This window comes from Rhodococcus pseudokoreensis, from assembly GCF_017068395.1.
In the GTDB taxonomy this organism is placed as follows: Bacteria; Actinomycetota; Actinomycetes; order Mycobacteriales; family Mycobacteriaceae; genus Rhodococcus_F; species Rhodococcus_F pseudokoreensis.
Genome location: NZ_CP070619.1, coordinates 191,591 through 207,911 on the forward strand (window position 1 = coordinate 191,591; position 16,321 = coordinate 207,911).

16 protein-coding genes are annotated in these 16,321 nt (G+C 70.2%); 11 read left to right on the plus strand and 5 right to left on the minus strand.

All coding sequences use genetic code 11. The features are described 5' to 3' along the window. Window position 1: 1 nt before the first annotated feature. Complete coding sequence (locus tag JWS13_RS06220; protein WP_206004991.1) at window positions 2-364, minus strand: YciI family protein; 363 nt, start codon at window positions 362-364, stop codon at window positions 2-4. Window positions 365-488: 124 nt separating this feature from the next. Then, the gene (locus JWS13_RS06225) at window positions 489-1,043 is read right to left on the minus strand and encodes a helix-turn-helix domain-containing protein (protein ID WP_206004992.1); all 555 of its coding nucleotides are present in this window, start codon (window positions 1,041-1,043) and stop codon (window positions 489-491) included. Between the two features lie 83 nt (window positions 1,044-1,126). On the opposite strand from JWS13_RS06225, the gene JWS13_RS06230 reads away from it, so the two are divergent. The 5 genes from JWS13_RS06230 (at window position 1,127) to JWS13_RS06250 (ending at window position 4,814) form a co-directional block, all read left to right on the plus strand. Continuing rightward, entirely contained in the window at window positions 1,127-1,801 is a 675-nt protein-coding gene (locus tag JWS13_RS06230) for an AzlC family ABC transporter permease (RefSeq protein WP_206004993.1), read from the plus strand. Beyond that, on the plus strand, window positions 1,798-2,121 hold the full coding sequence (locus tag JWS13_RS06235) for an AzlD domain-containing protein (protein WP_206004994.1): 324 nt from the start codon (window positions 1,798-1,800) through the stop codon (window positions 2,119-2,121). Before JWS13_RS06230 ends, JWS13_RS06235 begins: the two co-directional genes overlap by 4 nt. Window positions 2,122-2,138: 17 nt before the next feature. After that, window positions 2,139-2,963: an MBL fold metallo-hydrolase gene (locus JWS13_RS06240; RefSeq protein ID WP_206004995.1), complete on the plus strand. Its 825-nt coding sequence runs from the start codon at window positions 2,139-2,141 to the stop codon at window positions 2,961-2,963. 100 nt (window positions 2,964-3,063) lie between these two features. Next, window positions 3,064-3,237 carry an adenylate cyclase gene (locus JWS13_RS06245; RefSeq protein ID WP_087561306.1) on the plus strand — a complete coding sequence of 58 codons (174 nt, stop codon included), beginning with the start codon at window positions 3,064-3,066 and terminating at the stop codon, window positions 3,235-3,237. A 182-nt stretch (window positions 3,238-3,419) separates the two neighbouring features. Further along, entirely contained in the window at window positions 3,420-4,814 is a 1,395-nt protein-coding gene (locus JWS13_RS06250; protein WP_206004996.1) for an NAD(P)/FAD-dependent oxidoreductase, read from the plus strand. 78 nt (window positions 4,815-4,892) lie between these two features. Here the strand turns inward: JWS13_RS06250 and JWS13_RS06255 are convergent, their stop codons facing one another. Both JWS13_RS06255 and JWS13_RS06260 read right to left on the minus strand, forming a co-directional pair. Beyond that, a complete protein-coding gene (locus JWS13_RS06255; protein WP_206004997.1) occupies window positions 4,893-5,354 on the minus strand; it encodes a PaaI family thioesterase in 462 nt (153 codons plus the stop codon). Between the two features lie 250 nt (window positions 5,355-5,604). Beyond that, window positions 5,605-6,378 (minus strand): hypothetical protein, encoded by a 774-nt coding sequence (locus tag JWS13_RS06260; protein WP_206004998.1) that lies wholly within the window; start codon window positions 6,376-6,378, stop codon window positions 5,605-5,607. 183 nt (window positions 6,379-6,561) lie between these two features. On the opposite strand from JWS13_RS06260, the gene JWS13_RS06265 reads away from it, so the two are divergent. Genes JWS13_RS06265 through JWS13_RS06275 form a run of 3 tightly spaced genes read left to right on the plus strand, consistent with a single transcriptional unit; the run spans window position 6,562 to window position 9,964 of the window. Continuing rightward, a complete protein-coding gene (locus JWS13_RS06265; RefSeq protein WP_206004999.1) occupies window positions 6,562-8,031 on the plus strand; it encodes a FecCD family ABC transporter permease in 1,470 nt (489 codons plus the stop codon). Beyond that, a complete protein-coding gene (locus JWS13_RS06270) occupies window positions 8,028-9,134 on the plus strand; it encodes a FecCD family ABC transporter permease (protein WP_206005000.1) in 1,107 nt (368 codons plus the stop codon). The genes JWS13_RS06265 and JWS13_RS06270 overlap by 4 nt, the downstream gene beginning before the upstream one ends. Then, entirely contained in the window at window positions 9,131-9,964 is an 834-nt protein-coding gene (locus JWS13_RS06275; RefSeq protein ID WP_206005001.1) for an ABC transporter ATP-binding protein, read from the plus strand. The genes JWS13_RS06270 and JWS13_RS06275 overlap by 4 nt, the downstream gene beginning before the upstream one ends. Before the next feature lie 6 nt (window positions 9,965-9,970). On the opposite strand, the gene JWS13_RS06280 is transcribed toward JWS13_RS06275, so the two are convergent. Then, window positions 9,971-12,559: a rhomboid family intramembrane serine protease gene (locus JWS13_RS06280; RefSeq protein WP_206005002.1), complete on the minus strand. Its 2,589-nt coding sequence runs from the start codon at window positions 12,557-12,559 to the stop codon at window positions 9,971-9,973. Window positions 12,560-12,735: 176 nt separating this feature from the next. On the opposite strand from JWS13_RS06280, the gene JWS13_RS06285 reads away from it, so the two are divergent. The 3 genes from JWS13_RS06285 to JWS13_RS06295 all read left to right on the plus strand — a co-directional run bounded on the left by JWS13_RS06285 (window position 12,736) and on the right by JWS13_RS06295 (window position 16,307). Then, window positions 12,736-13,149 carry a BlaI/MecI/CopY family transcriptional regulator gene (locus JWS13_RS06285; protein ID WP_015890703.1) on the plus strand — a complete coding sequence of 138 codons (414 nt, stop codon included), beginning with the start codon at window positions 12,736-12,738 and terminating at the stop codon, window positions 13,147-13,149. Window positions 13,150-13,175: 26 nt separating this feature from the next. Further along, on the plus strand, window positions 13,176-14,129 hold the full coding sequence (locus tag JWS13_RS06290) for a M56 family metallopeptidase (protein ID WP_206005003.1): 954 nt from the start codon (window positions 13,176-13,178) through the stop codon (window positions 14,127-14,129). A 225-nt stretch (window positions 14,130-14,354) separates the two neighbouring features. Further along, complete coding sequence (locus tag JWS13_RS06295; RefSeq protein ID WP_206005004.1) at window positions 14,355-16,307, plus strand: DEAD/DEAH box helicase; 1,953 nt, start codon at window positions 14,355-14,357, stop codon at window positions 16,305-16,307. Window positions 16,308-16,321: the final 14 nt, after the last annotated feature.

Below are 16,321 nucleotides of genomic sequence, written 5' to 3' on the forward strand. Positions count from 1 at the left end.
GTCAGTGGCTTCCGGCCCCGGCGTGGTGGGCGAACGGCCGGACCTCGATGGGCAGCGTCGTCGCCCGGGTGAGTTTGCGACCCCACCCGAGCGCGGCGTCGAGGTCGGGGGCCTCGACGATGGTGAATCCGCCGAGGTGTTCCTTGCCTTCGGTGTAGGGGCCGTCGGTGACGAGGACGTCGCCGCCGCGGGCCCGCAGCACGGTCGCGGTGGTCGGCGCGCACAGTCCCCCGCTGAACACCCACGCACCGGCGGACACCATCTCCCGATTGAGGGCGTCGAGGTCGTCGGCGATTTTCGCCAGGGTGTCGGGTTCGGGAGCGGGACCGTCGGGCTGGTACACGCTCAACAGATACTGGGTCATGTCGGGTTCCTCCTCGGATCGGGCGGTCGGCGCCTCGGGGTGTGCTGTGGCCGGCCTTCACCTCCTATACGAATGCCGGCCCCGCGAATCGACACTGTGCACGAGAAAGTTTTCGGAGGTGCCGTCAGTTGTGCTCGGACACCAGCACGGCGCGGGTTCCCGGCTCCAGCGCCTCGAACACGTGTGCCACATCGCCCGGGTAGGCGATGTAGTCGCCGGGTCCGAGTTCGACGGGGGCGCCCGCCAGGCCGACGAGTGCGCGCCCGGCGCTGAGGATGACGTGTTCGACCACACCGGGCATGTGCGGTTCGGATTCGCGGGCGGGGCCGGGTTCGACGGCGAGGCGGTAGAGGTCGCGGCGCGCGGACGGCGGGCAGGACGCGACGAGGGTGGCGCGGTAGTCGGCCCGGTCGGACGTCAGTTCCGGCCCCTCGTCGGCCCGGATGACCTGGACGCGCGGGCGGGGCGGATCGAGGAGTTGCGACATCGGCACGTCCAGCGCGACGCAGAGGGCCCACAGGGTTTCGACGCTCGGGTTGCCGCCCCCTGATTCCAGTTGGGACAGAGTGGATTTCGCAACGCCGGCGCGACGGGCAACCTCGGTCAGGGACATGCCCGACCGTTCGCGTTCGCGGCGCAGCGAGGGTCCGATGTATCCCAGCGGGGATTGCCCGTCCATGGTTCCCTTCCCGAGCCTGTTCATTATTTCGGTCGTCACGTTCGACTTGACGAACGACTCACCACGTGTTCAGTATATAAGTCATGCGTTCGATGAAGCGAACACTCGGTTCGCGGCTCCTCCGGAACATCGCACTCGTGTGCCTGGCCGACGGACTGGTCGGCATGTCGTACGGCGCGATCGCGGTGGGCTCGGGACTCGAGACGTGGCTGCCCGTCGCACTGTCGGTGCTGGTCCTCGCCGGTTCCGCGGAGTTCCTGTTCGTCGGGATCGTCGCGGCAGGCGGCAGCCCGATCGCGGCGGCGGTCACCGGACTGCTGGTGAACGCGCGGCACCTGCCGTTCGGTCTGGCGGTCGGCGACGTGCTCGGGCGAGGGCCGCGGCGCGTCGTGGGCAGTCACCTGATGAACGACGAGTCGGTGGTGTTCGCGCTCGGGGAGACGGACCCGGACCGCAGGCGCGCCGCGTACTGGGCGTGTGGTGTGGGGATCGCGGTGTGCTGGCCGCTCGGGGCCCTGCTCGGCGCGGTGGCGGGCAATACGATCGGCGACCCCGCTGCGCTGGGTCTGGACGCGATGTTCCCGGCGGTGCTGCTGGCCCTGGTGCTGCCGGCGCTGCGTGATCGGGACGTGCGGGCGCCTGCCCTGATCGGCGCCGTCGTCGCCCTGGCGGCCACACCGGTCCTGCCCGCCGGGCTTCCGGTGCTCGCGGCGCTGGTGGGTCTGCTCGCGGGTGTGCGGCGGGCGGTGCTGCGGTGACCGGGCAGCTCGTGCTGATCGGGTCGGTGGGGGTGCTCGCGGCGGGCACGTTCGCGTTCCGGTTCGCCGGACCGGCGCTGCGGCCACGGATCGCGACCCGGCCCTGGATGGAGCGGACCATGGCGTCGGCGGCCGTGATCCTGCTCACGGCGCTGGTGGGCACCGCGGCACTCACCGAGGGCCACGACCTCGCCGGAGTGGCGCGTCCCACCGGAGTCGTCGTCGCGGGCCTACTCGCCTGGCGGAAGGCGCCTTTCGTCGTCATCGTCCTGTCCGCTGCCGCGACGGCTGCCGGATTGCGGCTCCTCGGCGTGCCATGAGCATGCATCATCGAGGGGTGTTATTTCATCTCTGTGCCACGTGCGGCGTCGAACAGGACCCGAACACCCCGCTCCCCGACGAGTGCGCGATCTGCGCCGACGAACGCCAGTACATTCCGCTCGGCGGGCAGGAGTGGACCACCGTCGAGGCGCTGGCCGGCGCGGGGTACCGCGCCGTCAAACACGAGGTCGAGCCGGGACTGCACGGCCTGTACGTGGACCCGAAGACCGCGATCGGTCAGCAGTCCCTGGTGATCAGCACGCCCGCCGGGTCGTTGCTGTGGGATCCGATCGGATTCGTCGACGCCGCGGCCGTCGACGCCGTCGCCGCGCACGGCCCCGTCATCGCCGTCGCGGGCAGTCACCCGCACATGTTCGGTGTCCAGACGCAGTGGTCGAAGGCGCTCGGTGACGTGCCCATCCTGGTGGCGGACGCGGACCGCTCCTGGCTCGCACGGTCCGACGGGCCGATCGTGTTCTGGTCCGGCACACACGAAGTGGCGCCGGGGCTGACCCTGCACCAGATCGGCGGGCACTTCCCTGGCAGTGCCGTCGCGCACTGGCGCGACGGCGGTGACGGCCGGGGTGTGCTGCTCACCGGCGACGGCGTGTTCCCCAACCCGGACCGCCGCACCGTGTCGTTCCTCCGGTCGTACCCCAACCGGCTGCCGCTGTCCGCGGCGGTGGTGCGGCGCATCGCGGACCAGTTGTCACACCTCGAGTTCGACCGCATCATCGGCAACTTCGACAACGTCATCGACCACGACGGCCGGGAGGCGCTCGCGTATTCGGCGACCCGGCACTGCGCCTGGGTGACCGGGGAGTTCGATCACCTGACGTGACGGCGCGAAGAACGCCGGCGACGGTCGTTTCTCCCCGCCGACGCGGCGACAGCGGCTACCCTCCGCAGTAGCGTGAGCAGCGACTGAGGAGGTAAGTCTGATGGACTTGACAGCAATTGGTGTCGGTTTCGGCTACGTGGTCGTAGTCCTCACCATTCTTGTCGTCGTGGTCGGGGTGACGGCTCTGTTCGTGTTTTCGATCAAATCGGATTTCATCCCGCCGGACTCGACCGGGACCCCCACCGGGAGGAAGCGGATCGGCCGGGCGGAATAGCCGCGTACGCACCGGCAGGCGGGCAGTCCCTCACGGAGGGGCTGCCCGCCTTCGCGTACGGGCGGGGAACCCCGTTTCTGGATCGATTCCGGACGCGGGCGCAGGGAAGCAAGCCTTACTGAGACGCTCGGGGACAAGGCGACTACCGTGACAGGAGTCGCCTATTTTTCGAGGAGCACGGAATGAGTATCCAGTCGGTTGAGTCACGCCGCCATCGCGTCGTGGTCATTGGATCCGGCTTCGGTGGGTTGTTCGGCACACAGGCGCTGAAGAACGCCGATGTCGACATCACCATGATCGCGCGCACCACTCACCACCTGTTCCAGCCGTTGCTGTACCAGGTGGCGACCGGCATCCTCTCCGTCGGCGACATCGCCCCCGCCACCCGGCTCGTGCTGAGGAAGCAGAAGAACACGCAGGTGCTGCTCGGCGATGTCGAGAAGATCGATCTCGAGGCGAAGACGATCACCTCCCGGTTCCTGGACCGGACCACCGTCACCCCCTACGACAGCCTGATCGTCGCCGCAGGCGCGGGCCAGTCGTACTTCGGCAACGATCACTTCTCCGAGTTCGCGCCCGGGATGAAGACGATCGACGACGCACTGGAGTTGCGCGGCCGGATCCTCGGCGCGTTCGAGCAGGCCGAATTGTCGAGCGATCCCGCCGAACGGGCCCGGCTCCTGACGTTCGTCGTCGTCGGCGCAGGCCCGACCGGTGTCGAGCTCGCCGGCCAGATCGCGGAACTGTCGCGGCGCACCCTGTCGGGGGCGTTCCGCAACATCGATCCCCGCGAGGCCCGGGTGATCCTGCTGGACGGCGCGGACGACGTCCTGCCCGTCTACGGCGGCAAGCTGAGCCGCAAGGCCCGCCAGCAGCTGGAGAAGCTCGGAATCGAGATCCAGCTCGGCGCAATGGTCGTCGACGTCGACGTCGACGGCCTCGCCGTCAAGGACAAGGACGGCACGCAGCGCCGGATCGAGTCGCAGTGCAAGGTGTGGTCGGCCGGTGTGCAGGCGAGCCCGCTGGGCAAGCAGATCGCGGACCAGTCCGACGCCGAGATCGACCGCGCCGGACGCGTCCTGGTCAACCCGGACCTGTCGGTGCCCGGGCATCCCGACGTGTTCGTGATCGGCGACATGATGTCGCTGGACAAGCTGCCGGGTCTGGCGCAGGTCGCGATGCAGGGCGGCAAATACGCGGCCCATCAGATCAAGGCCGGTCTGAGCGGGCAGAAGCCGGAGAACCGCCCGCCGTTCAAGTACTTCGACAAGGGCAGCATGGCCACCATCTCGCGGTTCAGCGCGGTGGCGCAGGTCGGCAAGCTCGAGATCAGCGGATTCATCGGCTGGGTGGCGTGGCTGGCGATCCACCTGATGTACCTGGTCGGGTTCCGCAGCCGGCTGTCGACGCTGCTGTCGTGGACGGTGACGTTCCTCGGTCGCGGACGCGCGCAGATGGCGTCCACCGAGCAGTGGGTGTTCGCCCGCAACGCGATGGAGCAGTTGGAGCGGCACGAACGGGAGAAGGAGACCGCGGAGAAATCGTCCGGCGGCGAGAAGCGCAAAGCCGCCGGGTGACACGGTCATCCACCTGAGTTGGACACGGCGGAGGGGACGGACCATCGGGTCCGTCCCCTCCGCCGTGTCCGGGGTGTGTCAGTTGCCGAGGCGCCCGGTGTCGGTGATGTTCGCGAGCCGGACCTGCCCCTTGGAGACGAGTCGATCCTGCTCGTCGGTGATCCGGACCTCCCACAACTGCTGGGTGCGGCCGCGGTGGACGGGGCTGGCCTCGGCGGTCAGCATTCCTTCCCGCGTGGCGCGGAGGAAGTCGGTGTTGTTGTTGACGCCGACGACGTGGCCGCGGCCGCCGAGCCAGACCGTGCCTGCCGTGCTGGCGACCGATTCGATGACCGAGCAGTACACGCCGCCGTGCTGGATGCCGGCGGGCTGCTGCAGGTCGGGGGTGACCGTCCACTGTGCTCGCACGCGGTCGGGGCCGAGTTCGAGGTATTCGAGTCCGATGAGGGCGTCGAATCCCTTGCCCAGTTGATCGGCCAGCGCGGCGGTGTCGCCGTGCCCGTCGCCGTTCGATGCCTGCTGCTGCCCGGAATCCACCATCGCACTCTCCATCGGATCGCTGTGCGCTCTCGCGGCGCACCCGAACTCCTGCCTACACGACGGGACGGGCGGCGGGACAATCAGGTGGGGCAAACGAATCGGCGGGCCTCACGCTTGTTCAGCGTGAGGCCCGCCGTGGGATGGACCTGGGAGTCACTGCAGCCCTCAGGACTCCTGCGCGGTCCGGTAGTTCGGTTCTCGGCGTCGGCGTTTCGGCTCGACGTCTGCCATGAGTATAGGCAAGGCTTCCCTAATTAAGCAAGCGCTTCCGTGCCTGCGCCAGCCGACCGCAGTGCGGGCGCGTGATCCGGCTCTTCGAGCGAACCGGCACCCCGGCGGCCACGAAGGCGTCCAGGATGCCCTGACCGCGGCGCTGCGCGGCGGCCTCGCCGCCACCGGCGAGGATCGGCACGTACGTCGCGGCGCCGAGCACGGACTCCCCCACGAGCCCCCAGAATCGGGACGCGTCGATCGGCGTCAGCCGGGCGATGGCGTCGAACACCGCGTGCAGGGACGTGAGACTGCGGTGCACGGTCCAGAGCAGTAGCGCCCGCTCGCACGGCACGGTGACCGTCCGGGGCGCACCGGCGTGGGAATCGTCCGGCAGCACGCGCATGGTGTCGTCGACGACGCCCGCCCAGTCGATTCCCTCGTCGCTGTCCATGTGGATCCACAGGTTCTCGAGACCCGGATCCCAGGCCCGGCCCTCCAGCACGACGAGGGCGGCGACCCGCCCGACGACCGCGTGGATCAGTGCCGTCGCAACCTGCATGGCGGCGACGTCCGGATCGGGTACGTCCTCGAGCGAACGCGCCCACATCCGGGGCACCCGGTCGCCGTCGAGGTCGTCGGCGAGCGACCACCACCTGCGTTTACCCTCGTCTGCCATCGTCGCGACCGCGTACATGCGCGGATATTCGGCGTTCAGTGCGCGAAGTCGTGTGCAGGACACGTCCAGTGCGGTCGCGGGGGCGGACAGGGTCGAAGTCACCGTGCACTCCAATCGGTCGGGATGGAACACCACCAAACATAGGTGAGCCTAACCAAATATCAAGACTTGACATCATGTGATGTGAGGCACCCCCGCGAACCGCGACGCCCGGGACGCCCCGCCGGATGTGGCAACGGGGATAGGGTTCCGTAACCTAAGTAGTTGAATCAGTGCAGATCCCGTGCACAGCACACACGTCAGGAGCTTCCCCCGCCAGTGACGACGACGAGACAGTTCGGCAGCGACATCCCGCACCTGCCGACCGACGAGCCCTACGGAAAGCGCGACGTTCCGCGCGGTCCCGCCCCGCTGTACCTCCGGGCACTCGCGGGACTGCTCGACATCGGGATAGTGGCCATCCCTCTCGTTCTCGGGTGGTACATCGTCGACTCCCTCCGCGACGACAACGGCGGCGGGGAAGCCGACCGCGTCGTGTTCGGCGGCGCGGCCGTCGCGATCGCGCTGGGACTCGCCCTGTGGAACCGCGGGTTCCGCGAAGGCAACACCGGGCAGAGTTCGGGCAAGGGCTGGGTCGGCCTCGTCACCCGCGACATCCACACCGGCGACGCGATCGGCCCGAAACGATCGCTGCAGCGGGCGTTCCGGCGCACCGGCACCGAGGTCGTCCGGGAAAGCACCGCCACCGACGAGGGATTCGCCGTCCGTGAGAAAGACGTCAGCGTCGCTGCGATCCGGCGTCGCCGGCTGATCGGGCTGGGTGTCCTCGTGATCCTGCTCGGGCTGGTCCTGCTCGCCAGCGTCGCGGTCGGGGCGCGGCCGCTGTCGTTCGCGGAGATCTTCCACGCACTGTTCGACCCGGACGGCTCGCAGACCGACATCATCGTGCGCACACTCCGCGGCCCGCGCACCGTGCTGGGCCTGGTCGTCGGAATGGCGCTCGGTGTGGCGGGCGCCCTCATCCAGGGGCACACCCGCAACCCGCTCGCCGACGCCGGACTCCTCGGCCTCAACGCCGGCGCCGCGTTCCTCGTCGTGCTGTCGATGTACCTGTTCGGATTCAGCGCCCCCAGCGAATACCTGTGGTTCGCGTTCGCCGGATCCTTCGCGGCGAGCGTGATCGTGTTCGGGCTGTCGTCGATCGGCAACGGGGCGGCGAGCCCACTGAGCCTGGCGCTGGCCGGCGCCGCCGTCGCGTTCTTCCTGCAGGCGATGACCAACGCCATCATCATCGTCGACCAGTCCAGCCTCGACTCCTACCGGTTCTGGGTGGTCGGGTCGGTGGCCGGCCGCGGCTTCGACGTGCTGTGGCAGGTGCTGCCGTTCCTGGTCCTCGGACTGATCCTCGCCCTCGTCAGCACCCCCGGCCTGAACGTCCTCAGTCTCGGCGAGGACGTGGCCCGGTCGCTGGGCACCAACATCGCGGCCAGCCGTGCGCTCGGCATCGTCGCGATCACCCTCCTCACCGGTGCGGCCACCGCGGCATGTGGTCCGATCGCGTTCATCGGCCTCGTCGTCCCCCACGTCGCGCGGGCCATCACCGGCCCCGACTACCGGTGGCTGGTCCCCTACGCCGGACTCCTCGGCGGCGTCATGCTCGTCACCGCCGACGTCATCGGACGGGTCGTGGTCCGGCCGGGTGAGCTGCAGGTGGGAATCGTGCTCGCCGTGTTCGGGGCACCGTTCTTCATCGCGTTGGTTCGGCGCAGAAAGTTGGCAAGCCTGTGAGCACTCGAGACGACGTGCGCCCTGACCTCGGCGCCGCCCCGACGGCCCGGGTACCGGCACGCCCCGCGTTCCGCCTCGGACCGGTCTCCCTGGTCCTGCGCCCCCTCGGCATCGCCGTCAACGTCGCCCTGCTGGCGGCCCTGTTCCTGGTGCTGTGCCTCAACATCGGCCGCGGCGACTACCCGCTGTCGATCCCCGAGGTCACGCGGGTGCTGTTCGGCGGCGGCACGAAGGCCCAGAACTTCATCGTCATGGACCTCCGGCTGCCGCGGTCGCTGACCGGGGTGTTCATCGGCATGGCCCTCGGCCTGGCCGGCGCCATCACCCAGTCGATCGCCCGCAACGCCCTCGCCAGCCCGGACATCCTCGGCATCACGTCCGGTGCCAGTGCCGCCGCGGTCGCGCTGATCGTCCTCGGTGGCGGCGGCAGCTTCGTCGGCATCCTCGCCACCCTGGGGATCCCGCTGGCCGCCCTGGTCGGCGGACTCCTCACCGCCCTGGTCATCTACCTGCTCGCGTGGCGCGGCGGGGTGGAGGGGTACCGGCTGATCCTGATCGGCATCGGTGTCAACGCCATGCTCATCGCGGTCACCGGGTGGCTGCTGATCTCGGCGGACATCAACGACGCGTCGCGGGCGCAGGTGTGGCTCAACGGGTCCCTCAACGGTGCCTCCTGGAGTCAGGTGTGGCCCGTCACGATCGCCGTCGTCCTCGTCGGCGGATACGCGGTGATCTCCTCGTTCACGATGGGCGCCCTGCGCCTCGGCGACGACAACGCGGTGTCGCTGGGAGTGCGGCTGCAGTGGTCGCAGGCCCGGCTGCTGCTCATGTCCGTCGCCCTCGCCGGCATCGCCACCGCCGCGGCAGGCCCGGTCGGGTTCGTCGCGCTCGCCGCACCGCAGGTGGCGCTGCGGCTGGTGCGGTCCGCCGGTCCGCCGCTGATCGCGTCGGCGCTGACCGGCGCCGTGCTCGTGGTGGGCAGCGACGTCGTCGCCCGCACCATCCTGCCCGTCGAACTGCCGGTGGGGATCGTCACCTCGGCACTCGGTGGCCCGTTCCTGCTGTATCTGCTGGTTCGCAACAATCGGAAGGTCTCCGCATGACCGTGCAGACTGACTCTCGACTGATCGCCGACAACCTGAGCCTCGGGTACGGCGACCGGGTCATCGTCGACCACCTGAACCTCGAGGTGCGGACCGGGGTGATCACCACCGTGATCGGGCCGAACGGCTGCGGCAAGTCCACCCTGCTGCGCGCGCTGGGACGACTCCTGAAGCCGCGCAACGGTTCCGTGCTGCTCGACGGCAAGGCCATCGGGTCGATGCGCACCAAGGACGTCGCCCGCACCCTCGGCATGCTCCCGCAGGCGCCGGTGGCCCCCGAGGGGCTCACCGTCGCCGACCTGGTGGCCCGCGGCAGGCACCCGCACCAGTCGTGGCTGCGGCAGTGGTCGTCCGACGACGAGGGCGAGGTCGCCGAGGCGCTCGCCCTGACCGGGGTGTCCGACCTCGCGGACCGCCCCGTCGACCAGCTGTCCGGCGGTCAGCGTCAGCGGGCGTGGATCTCGATGGCCCTCGCGCAGGGAACCGACATCCTGCTGCTCGACGAGCCCACCACCTACCTGGACCTGGCGCATTCCGTCGAGGTCCTCGACCTGGTGGACCGGATGCACGAGGAACTGGGCCGCACCGTGGTGATGGTGCTGCACGACCTGAACCTCGCGATCCGCTACAGCGACCAGCTGATCGTCATGCGGGACGGCACCATCGTCGCGTCCGGCGCGCCGAAGGACATCATCTCCGCCGAACTGCTGCTCGAGGTGTTCGGCCTGGAGGCCGCGGTCATCGCCGACCCCGTGTCCGACCGCCCGCTGGTGGTGCCGATCGGCACCCGCCACGTGTACGGCGCGATCGGCGGACCGGACGCGAAGTAGCGGCCGTCAGCGCCGCCCGCCGATCATCGTCCGCACCAGCCGGTAACTCTGTCCCAGCGACACCGTCGGCAGGTACGCCCTTCCGACGGCGTTGCCGATGCTGGGGAGCGCGGCCGGGTCGGCGAACGTCATGTGCATGGCCACGTACCGGGGCTGGAACTTCGACTTGAACGCCAGCAGCGACCGGAACCCGTACACCGGTTCCAGGGTGCGGCCGAGCAGATCGAGCACGCTGTCCATCACCGCCGACAGGCTCGACGACTCCGACCGTTCCCGCTCGTCGGCGTCGCCGTCCGGTTGCTCGACCTTCGCGAGCGGGGCGCCCGACAGGCTCAGGAACTGCGCGCCCTCCTCCTCCAGTTTCAGCGCCGCGGACGCGATGAGGAACTCCATCGCCGGCCGGAACCCTTCCGCCCGCCGCCGCATGAAATCGAGGGTCCAGCCGACCACCCGCCCGTCCTGGTACACCGGCAGCCAGGACGTGATGCCGTGGACGGTGCGGTCCTCGTCGACGGCGATGAGGCAGCGCACCTCCGGGTCGTCGACCTCGTCGAGTCCGCCGAGTGTGAAACCCATTTCGGGCATGCCCTTGTCGGCCACCCATTCCTCGGAGATCGCGGTGATCTGGTCGGTGATCGCCCGGGGGGCGCTGGGGAAGCTGACCCATTCGGCGGTGATCCCCGATTTCTTCGCCTTGTTCAGGGCGGTGCGGACGTCCTGGAACCGTTTGCCGGTGAACGCGATCTGCCCCAGATCCAGCACGGTCTCCTCCGCCACCTGGATCCCGCTCCAGCCGAGGGCGTCGGTGATGTCGCGGACCTCACCGGTCACCGAATAGAAGCACGGGATCCAGCCGTTGGCGGCGGCGAACTCGGCGAAGTGTTCGACGGTGTCCCGCAACCGGTCCGGTGGGCCGACCGGGTCGCCGGTGGTCAGCGCCACACCGGCGATGACCCGGTACGCGACGTAGCTGGTGCCGTCGGCGGAGAACCAGTAGTTGTTGCCGCGCCACGTCGTCATCCAGGACAGCGGGCTCCCGCTCCCCGACTTCAAGAGCGCACGGGCGCGTTCGGTGGACTTCGAGTCCGAGCCGATGGCGGGGCTGAGGAACGTCGCCGCGACCAGCGCGCAGAGGGCGACCCAGAACACCACCCCGGTCCACTCGTACAGCAGCGTCGCGGGGATGCTCTCCGGCAGCAGCCGCGGATCGAGCCACTGCAGGTAGACGGGCGGGATCAGCCGCTCCGGGAAGTCGGCCAGCAACGTCGTCATTCCCGGCCGGGGATCGAACCCGTGCCGCGCCCACAATCCGCCCAGGACGTAGAGGACGGCGAGCCCGGCGGCGACCGCCACCAGGACACCCGACAGCCGCCGGTACGTCCCGGCCGGGGCGGAGACGTCGAAGAAGCGCCGCGTCGCGAGCAGCACGATCAGGATCGCCAGCGGGGTCAGGAACGGCACCAGCGTCCGGTACAGGTTCGGGTCGGCGAGACCGTAGAACAGGGAGTCCTCGTCGAGGGAGTCGACGAACCGGACCGCGAAGTTCAGCAGCGACAGCACCAGCAGGATCACCTGGGCGATCACCGACGCCACCCACGCGAAGCGACGGCCCCGTCGGAGGCCGTCGCTGAGGGTGAGCAGGAAGAGGGACGGCATCAGACTCAGCAGGGTCGGCCCGACCCCGGACAGGCGCAGTTCGAGCAGCCCGCGCCGGCATTCGGGGTCCGCCGCCGACACCTCGCACAGGTCGCGGACCTCGCCCGCCGTGTACGGCACCCCGCGGAACAGGTCGCGCAGCACGGCGAGCGGCCCGACCGCCTCCGCGGACAGCGCGGCGATCATCGGTCCGATCGCGCTGGCCGCCACCACGATCGCGACGAGCACCCGGCCCTCCCGCTGGGTGCCCGCGATCCGCTCGCCGCGCGCGGAGCGGCCCACGATCCAGCGGCCGATCACCAACCCCACCACGGCCGCGGCCAGCCGGACCACGTCCTGCAGCGAACCACTGAACAGCGCCAGGGTGATCGTGAACACGAGGACGCCGACCCGGATCCGCCGCCGCCACAGCGTGCCCATGTTGGAACTGGCCACCATCGCGGCGCCGACGATCCAGGTGCTCGGGCCGACGGCCATCCCCACGTGCAGCCGGAACCCCCAGTTCGCGTCGACGACCTTCGCGACCGCGGCCACCGACAGCGCCAGCAACCCGCCGAGCACCTGGGTGGCGACCGCGGCCAGGGTGAACCGCGCCGACCCCATCCGGCGTTCCAGCGGTGCGGCCACCACCAGGAGCAGCACGGTCGTCGACAGGTACGCCAGGACGTCGTCGCCCCACAGCCCGGCGGTGAGCAGCGTCCACACCCAGCCGTTCTGGAACGCCCGGATCCCGATCGCGACGTGCTGGGACAGATCGTGGGAGGGCCCGCTGATCACACTGGACGTGGCGATCGCCAGGATCCAGATGGCAACCAGCAGCGCGATGCTGACCGGCGCGCCCCGGACCCCGCCCCAGACCCGTTCCGCGGCCCGCCCCGTCTGACCCCTGACCCTCGCTGCCGTACCGTGTCCGGTTGCCGCGCTGTCGTCGGTCTTCATCCGCCAGGTCCCCACTCTCCGCGATGTCGAGAACGAAAGCTTGCCCGGCGGGTCGGCCGCTAGCCAAACCCGACCGTATCCACCCGTTCGGACTATGGCCAATACCACACGCCGTGACGCAGTTTTACTACTACCAGTAGTACGTATCTGCGTCGTCGTATCCGTAGAATCGGTTTATGGCTGGACTCGGCGAACTCGAACGCGCAGTGATGGATCACCTGTGGTCCACTTCGGAACCGCAGACGGTACGGCAGGTGCACGAGGCACTGGCGGCACGCCGTGAACTCGCGTACACCACTGTCATGACAGTGCTCCAGCGGCTGGCGAAGAAGCACCTCGTCATCCAGCAGCGCGACGACCGCGCCCACCGGTACCTGCCGGTGCACCAGCGTGAGGAACTCGTCGCGAGCCTCATGGTGGACGCCCTGCAGCAGGCCGACAAGTCCGGCAGCCGCGCCGCCGCACTCGTGCACTTCGTCGGCCAGGTCGGCGCCGACGAGGCCGACGCGCTCCGCGAGGCCCTCGCCGCGCTCGAGGCCAAGGAACGCACCACAGGAGACAATCAGTCGGGAACCGTTCGCGCCGGCTGACGTTCGTCATGCATGATGAGTAGGACATGGACGCCACCACCGCGCTGGTCTTCGGAGTACTCGCACTTCTTCTCGCAGGGCCTGTCCCTGCGCTGCTGAGTCGAGCCCGATGGCCGCATCACGCCCCCCGAGCAGCACTCGTGCTGTGGCAGGCGATCGCCCTCGCCGCGGTCCTGTCCGCGTTCAGTTCGGGACTCGCGATCGCCAGCCAGCTCCTCGTCCCCGGACCGGACGGCCGCCCCACCACCGCACCGGTCGCCGAGATCGACGCCCTCGGCCTGCCCCTGTGGCTGCTGTACGTGGTGGTGTTCGCGCTCACCCTCCTCGTCGGGGCCAAACTGATCTTCGCGATCGTGCAGGTCGGTGTCCGAACCCGGCGCCGGCGCGCCCGGCACCGCATGCTCGTCGATCTCCTCGACCGCTGCGACTCGACGTCCCCCCTCGCCCGCACCCCCGACCTGCGGGTCCTCGACGTCACCGAGCCCATCGCCTACTGCCTGCCCGGGCTGCGGCAGCGGGTCGTGCTGAGCCAGGGCACGTTCACCAATCTCGACGACGCCGAGATCACCGCGATCCTCACCCACGAGCGGTCCCACCTGCGGGCCCGGCACGACCTCGTCCTCGAGGCCTTCACCGCCGTCAACGCCGCCTTCCCCACCGTGGTGCGCAGCAAGTCCGCGCTGGGATCGGTCCAGTTACTGGTCGAGATGCTCGCCGACGACTCCGCCGTCCGCGCCACCGGGCCCACCGCACTGGCCCGCGCCCTCGTCGCCTGCTCGGGGTCGATCGCCCCGAAGGGCGCCATGGCCGCCGGCGGTCCCAGCACCCTGCTGCGGGTGCAGCGCCTGGCGTCCACGGAACAGGGCACGCGGGTCGCGCTCGCCGCCTACGCGGCGTCCGTGGCCATCCTCGTGGTGCCGACCATCGCCGTCGCCGTCCCCTGGCTCACCGAACTGAGCCGGTTGTTCAGCGCCGTATAGTCGCCCACCTCACAATCCGCCGGGTTCGATAACCGGGTGCCCCGTCGCGTACACTGGTCGGCGGTCGCCACTGCGGCCCATCAACACTGAAACGGCACACAGCCCAATTCCCCGCACTTCCGCGAATGGATTGACCAGGTGACATGTGCCCTGGCTCGTCCCTTTGTGCGTGCTGCATGACAGCCCCCGCTCCGCGACGCGCCCTATGCCCGGAGAGGTACCCGCGTGACCAACGCTGTCCAGACGACGTCTGCCCCACTCGAGCAGGCCGAGACCGACACCCCTGACCAGAACGCCACCGAGGCCGACACGGCCACCGTGACGTTCGCCGAGATCGGCCTGCCCGCACCCCTGGTGCAGGCCCTCGCCCGCAACTCCATCACCGTCCCGTCGCCGATCCAGGCGCTGTCCGTCCCGGACGCGCTGGCCGGCACCAACGTCCTCGGCCGCGCACAGACCGGATCGGGCAAGACCCTCGCGTTCGGCCTGCCGATGCTCGCCCGGCTCGCCCGCCACGAGGACCGGCCCGCCCCCAAGCGGCCCCGCGCACTGGTGCTGGTCCCCACCCGGGAACTCGCATTCCAGGTCGTCGACTCCCTCAACTCGTACGCCGGTGCGATGGGACTGACCGTCCGCCCCGCCGTCGGCGGCACCCCGTTCACCAAGCAGGTCGACCAGCTGCGCCGCGGCGTCGACATCCTCGTCGCCACCCCGGGCCGCCTCGGTGACCACCTGCGTCAGGGCACCTGCATCCTCGACTCCGTCGAGATCACCGCCCTCGACGAGGCCGACCAGATGGCCGACATGGGCTTCCTGCCCGAGGTCCGGTCCATCCTCGGCGAGACCCCGGCCGACGGCCAGCGTCTCCTGTTCTCCGCCACCCTCGACCGTGAGGTGCAGTCGCTGGTCCGCCAGTTCCTGCCCGACCACGTGCAGCACTCCACCGAGGACGGTCGCGCCAGCGTCGACACGATGGAGCACTACGTGCTGCTCGTCGACCGCGGCCAGAAGGACAACGTTCTCGCCGAGATCGGTGCCCGCGAAGGCCGCACGATCATGTTCGCCCGCACCAAGCTCGGCTGCGAGGGCATCACCGACCGCCTCCGCGCGGTGGGCATCGCCGCCGAGGCCCTGCACGGCGGCAAGGCGCAGAACCAGCGCACCCGGGTCCTCGAACGCTTCAAGAACGGCCGCACCCCGGTGCTCGTCGCCACCGACGTCGCCGCCCGCGGCATCCACGTCGACGGCATCGACCTGGTCGTGCACGTCGATCCGCCCGCCGATCACAAGGACTACCTGCACCGCGCAGGCCGGACCGCCCGCGCAGGCGAGAAGGGCACCGTCGTCGCGATCGTGCTCCCCAACCAGAAGCGCACGTTCCGCCGCCTCACCGGCATGGCGGGCGTCGACGCCACCGCCGTGCCCGTCACCCCCGGCTCGGAGAAGCTGGCCAGCATCACCGGCGCCAAGGCGCCCAGCGGAGAACCGGTGCGCGACACCTACTCCCGCGGTGAGCGTGGCGGCGACCGCAAGTTCGGTGACCGCGGCCCCCGCCGCGAAGGCGGATACGCCGGACGCGACGGCGGCGGGTACCGCGGCAACCGCGGCTTCGACGGTCGCGGCTCCTCCGATCGGGGCGGCCCGCGCCGCGACGCCGGTGACCGCGGTGAACGCAGCTACGGCGACCGCCCGTCCGGTGGTCGCAGCTTCGAGGGCCGTGGTGGTTACGAAGGGCGGGGTTACGAAGGCCGCGGCCCGCGCCGCGACCAGACCGACAACCGGACCGGCGGCTACCGGGGCGACCGCCCGCAGCGCGACGGCGACAACCGCGGTGGGTACCGCGGCGACCGCGACAACCGGACGTTCTCCGATCGGGCTCCGCGCCGCGACTTCGGGGACAGCGCACCCCGGCGCGACTTCGGCGACCGCGGCGACAGCCATCGCGGTTCCGGCGAGCGCAGCTTCGACCGCAGCGCCCCGCGCCGCGACTTCGGCGACAACCGCGGCGCCGCAGGCGGGTTCCGCCGCGACGACCGGCGGGACGACCGCCGGGACGACCGGCGCCCCGCGGCCACGTCGGAGCGGCGTCCCGCGTCGACCGGCGGCGGGTTCCGCAGCCGCACCGACCGTCGCTCGTACGACGGCTTCGACGGCCCGCGCCGGGACCGCCGCAGCTGATCGAACAGTGCCGT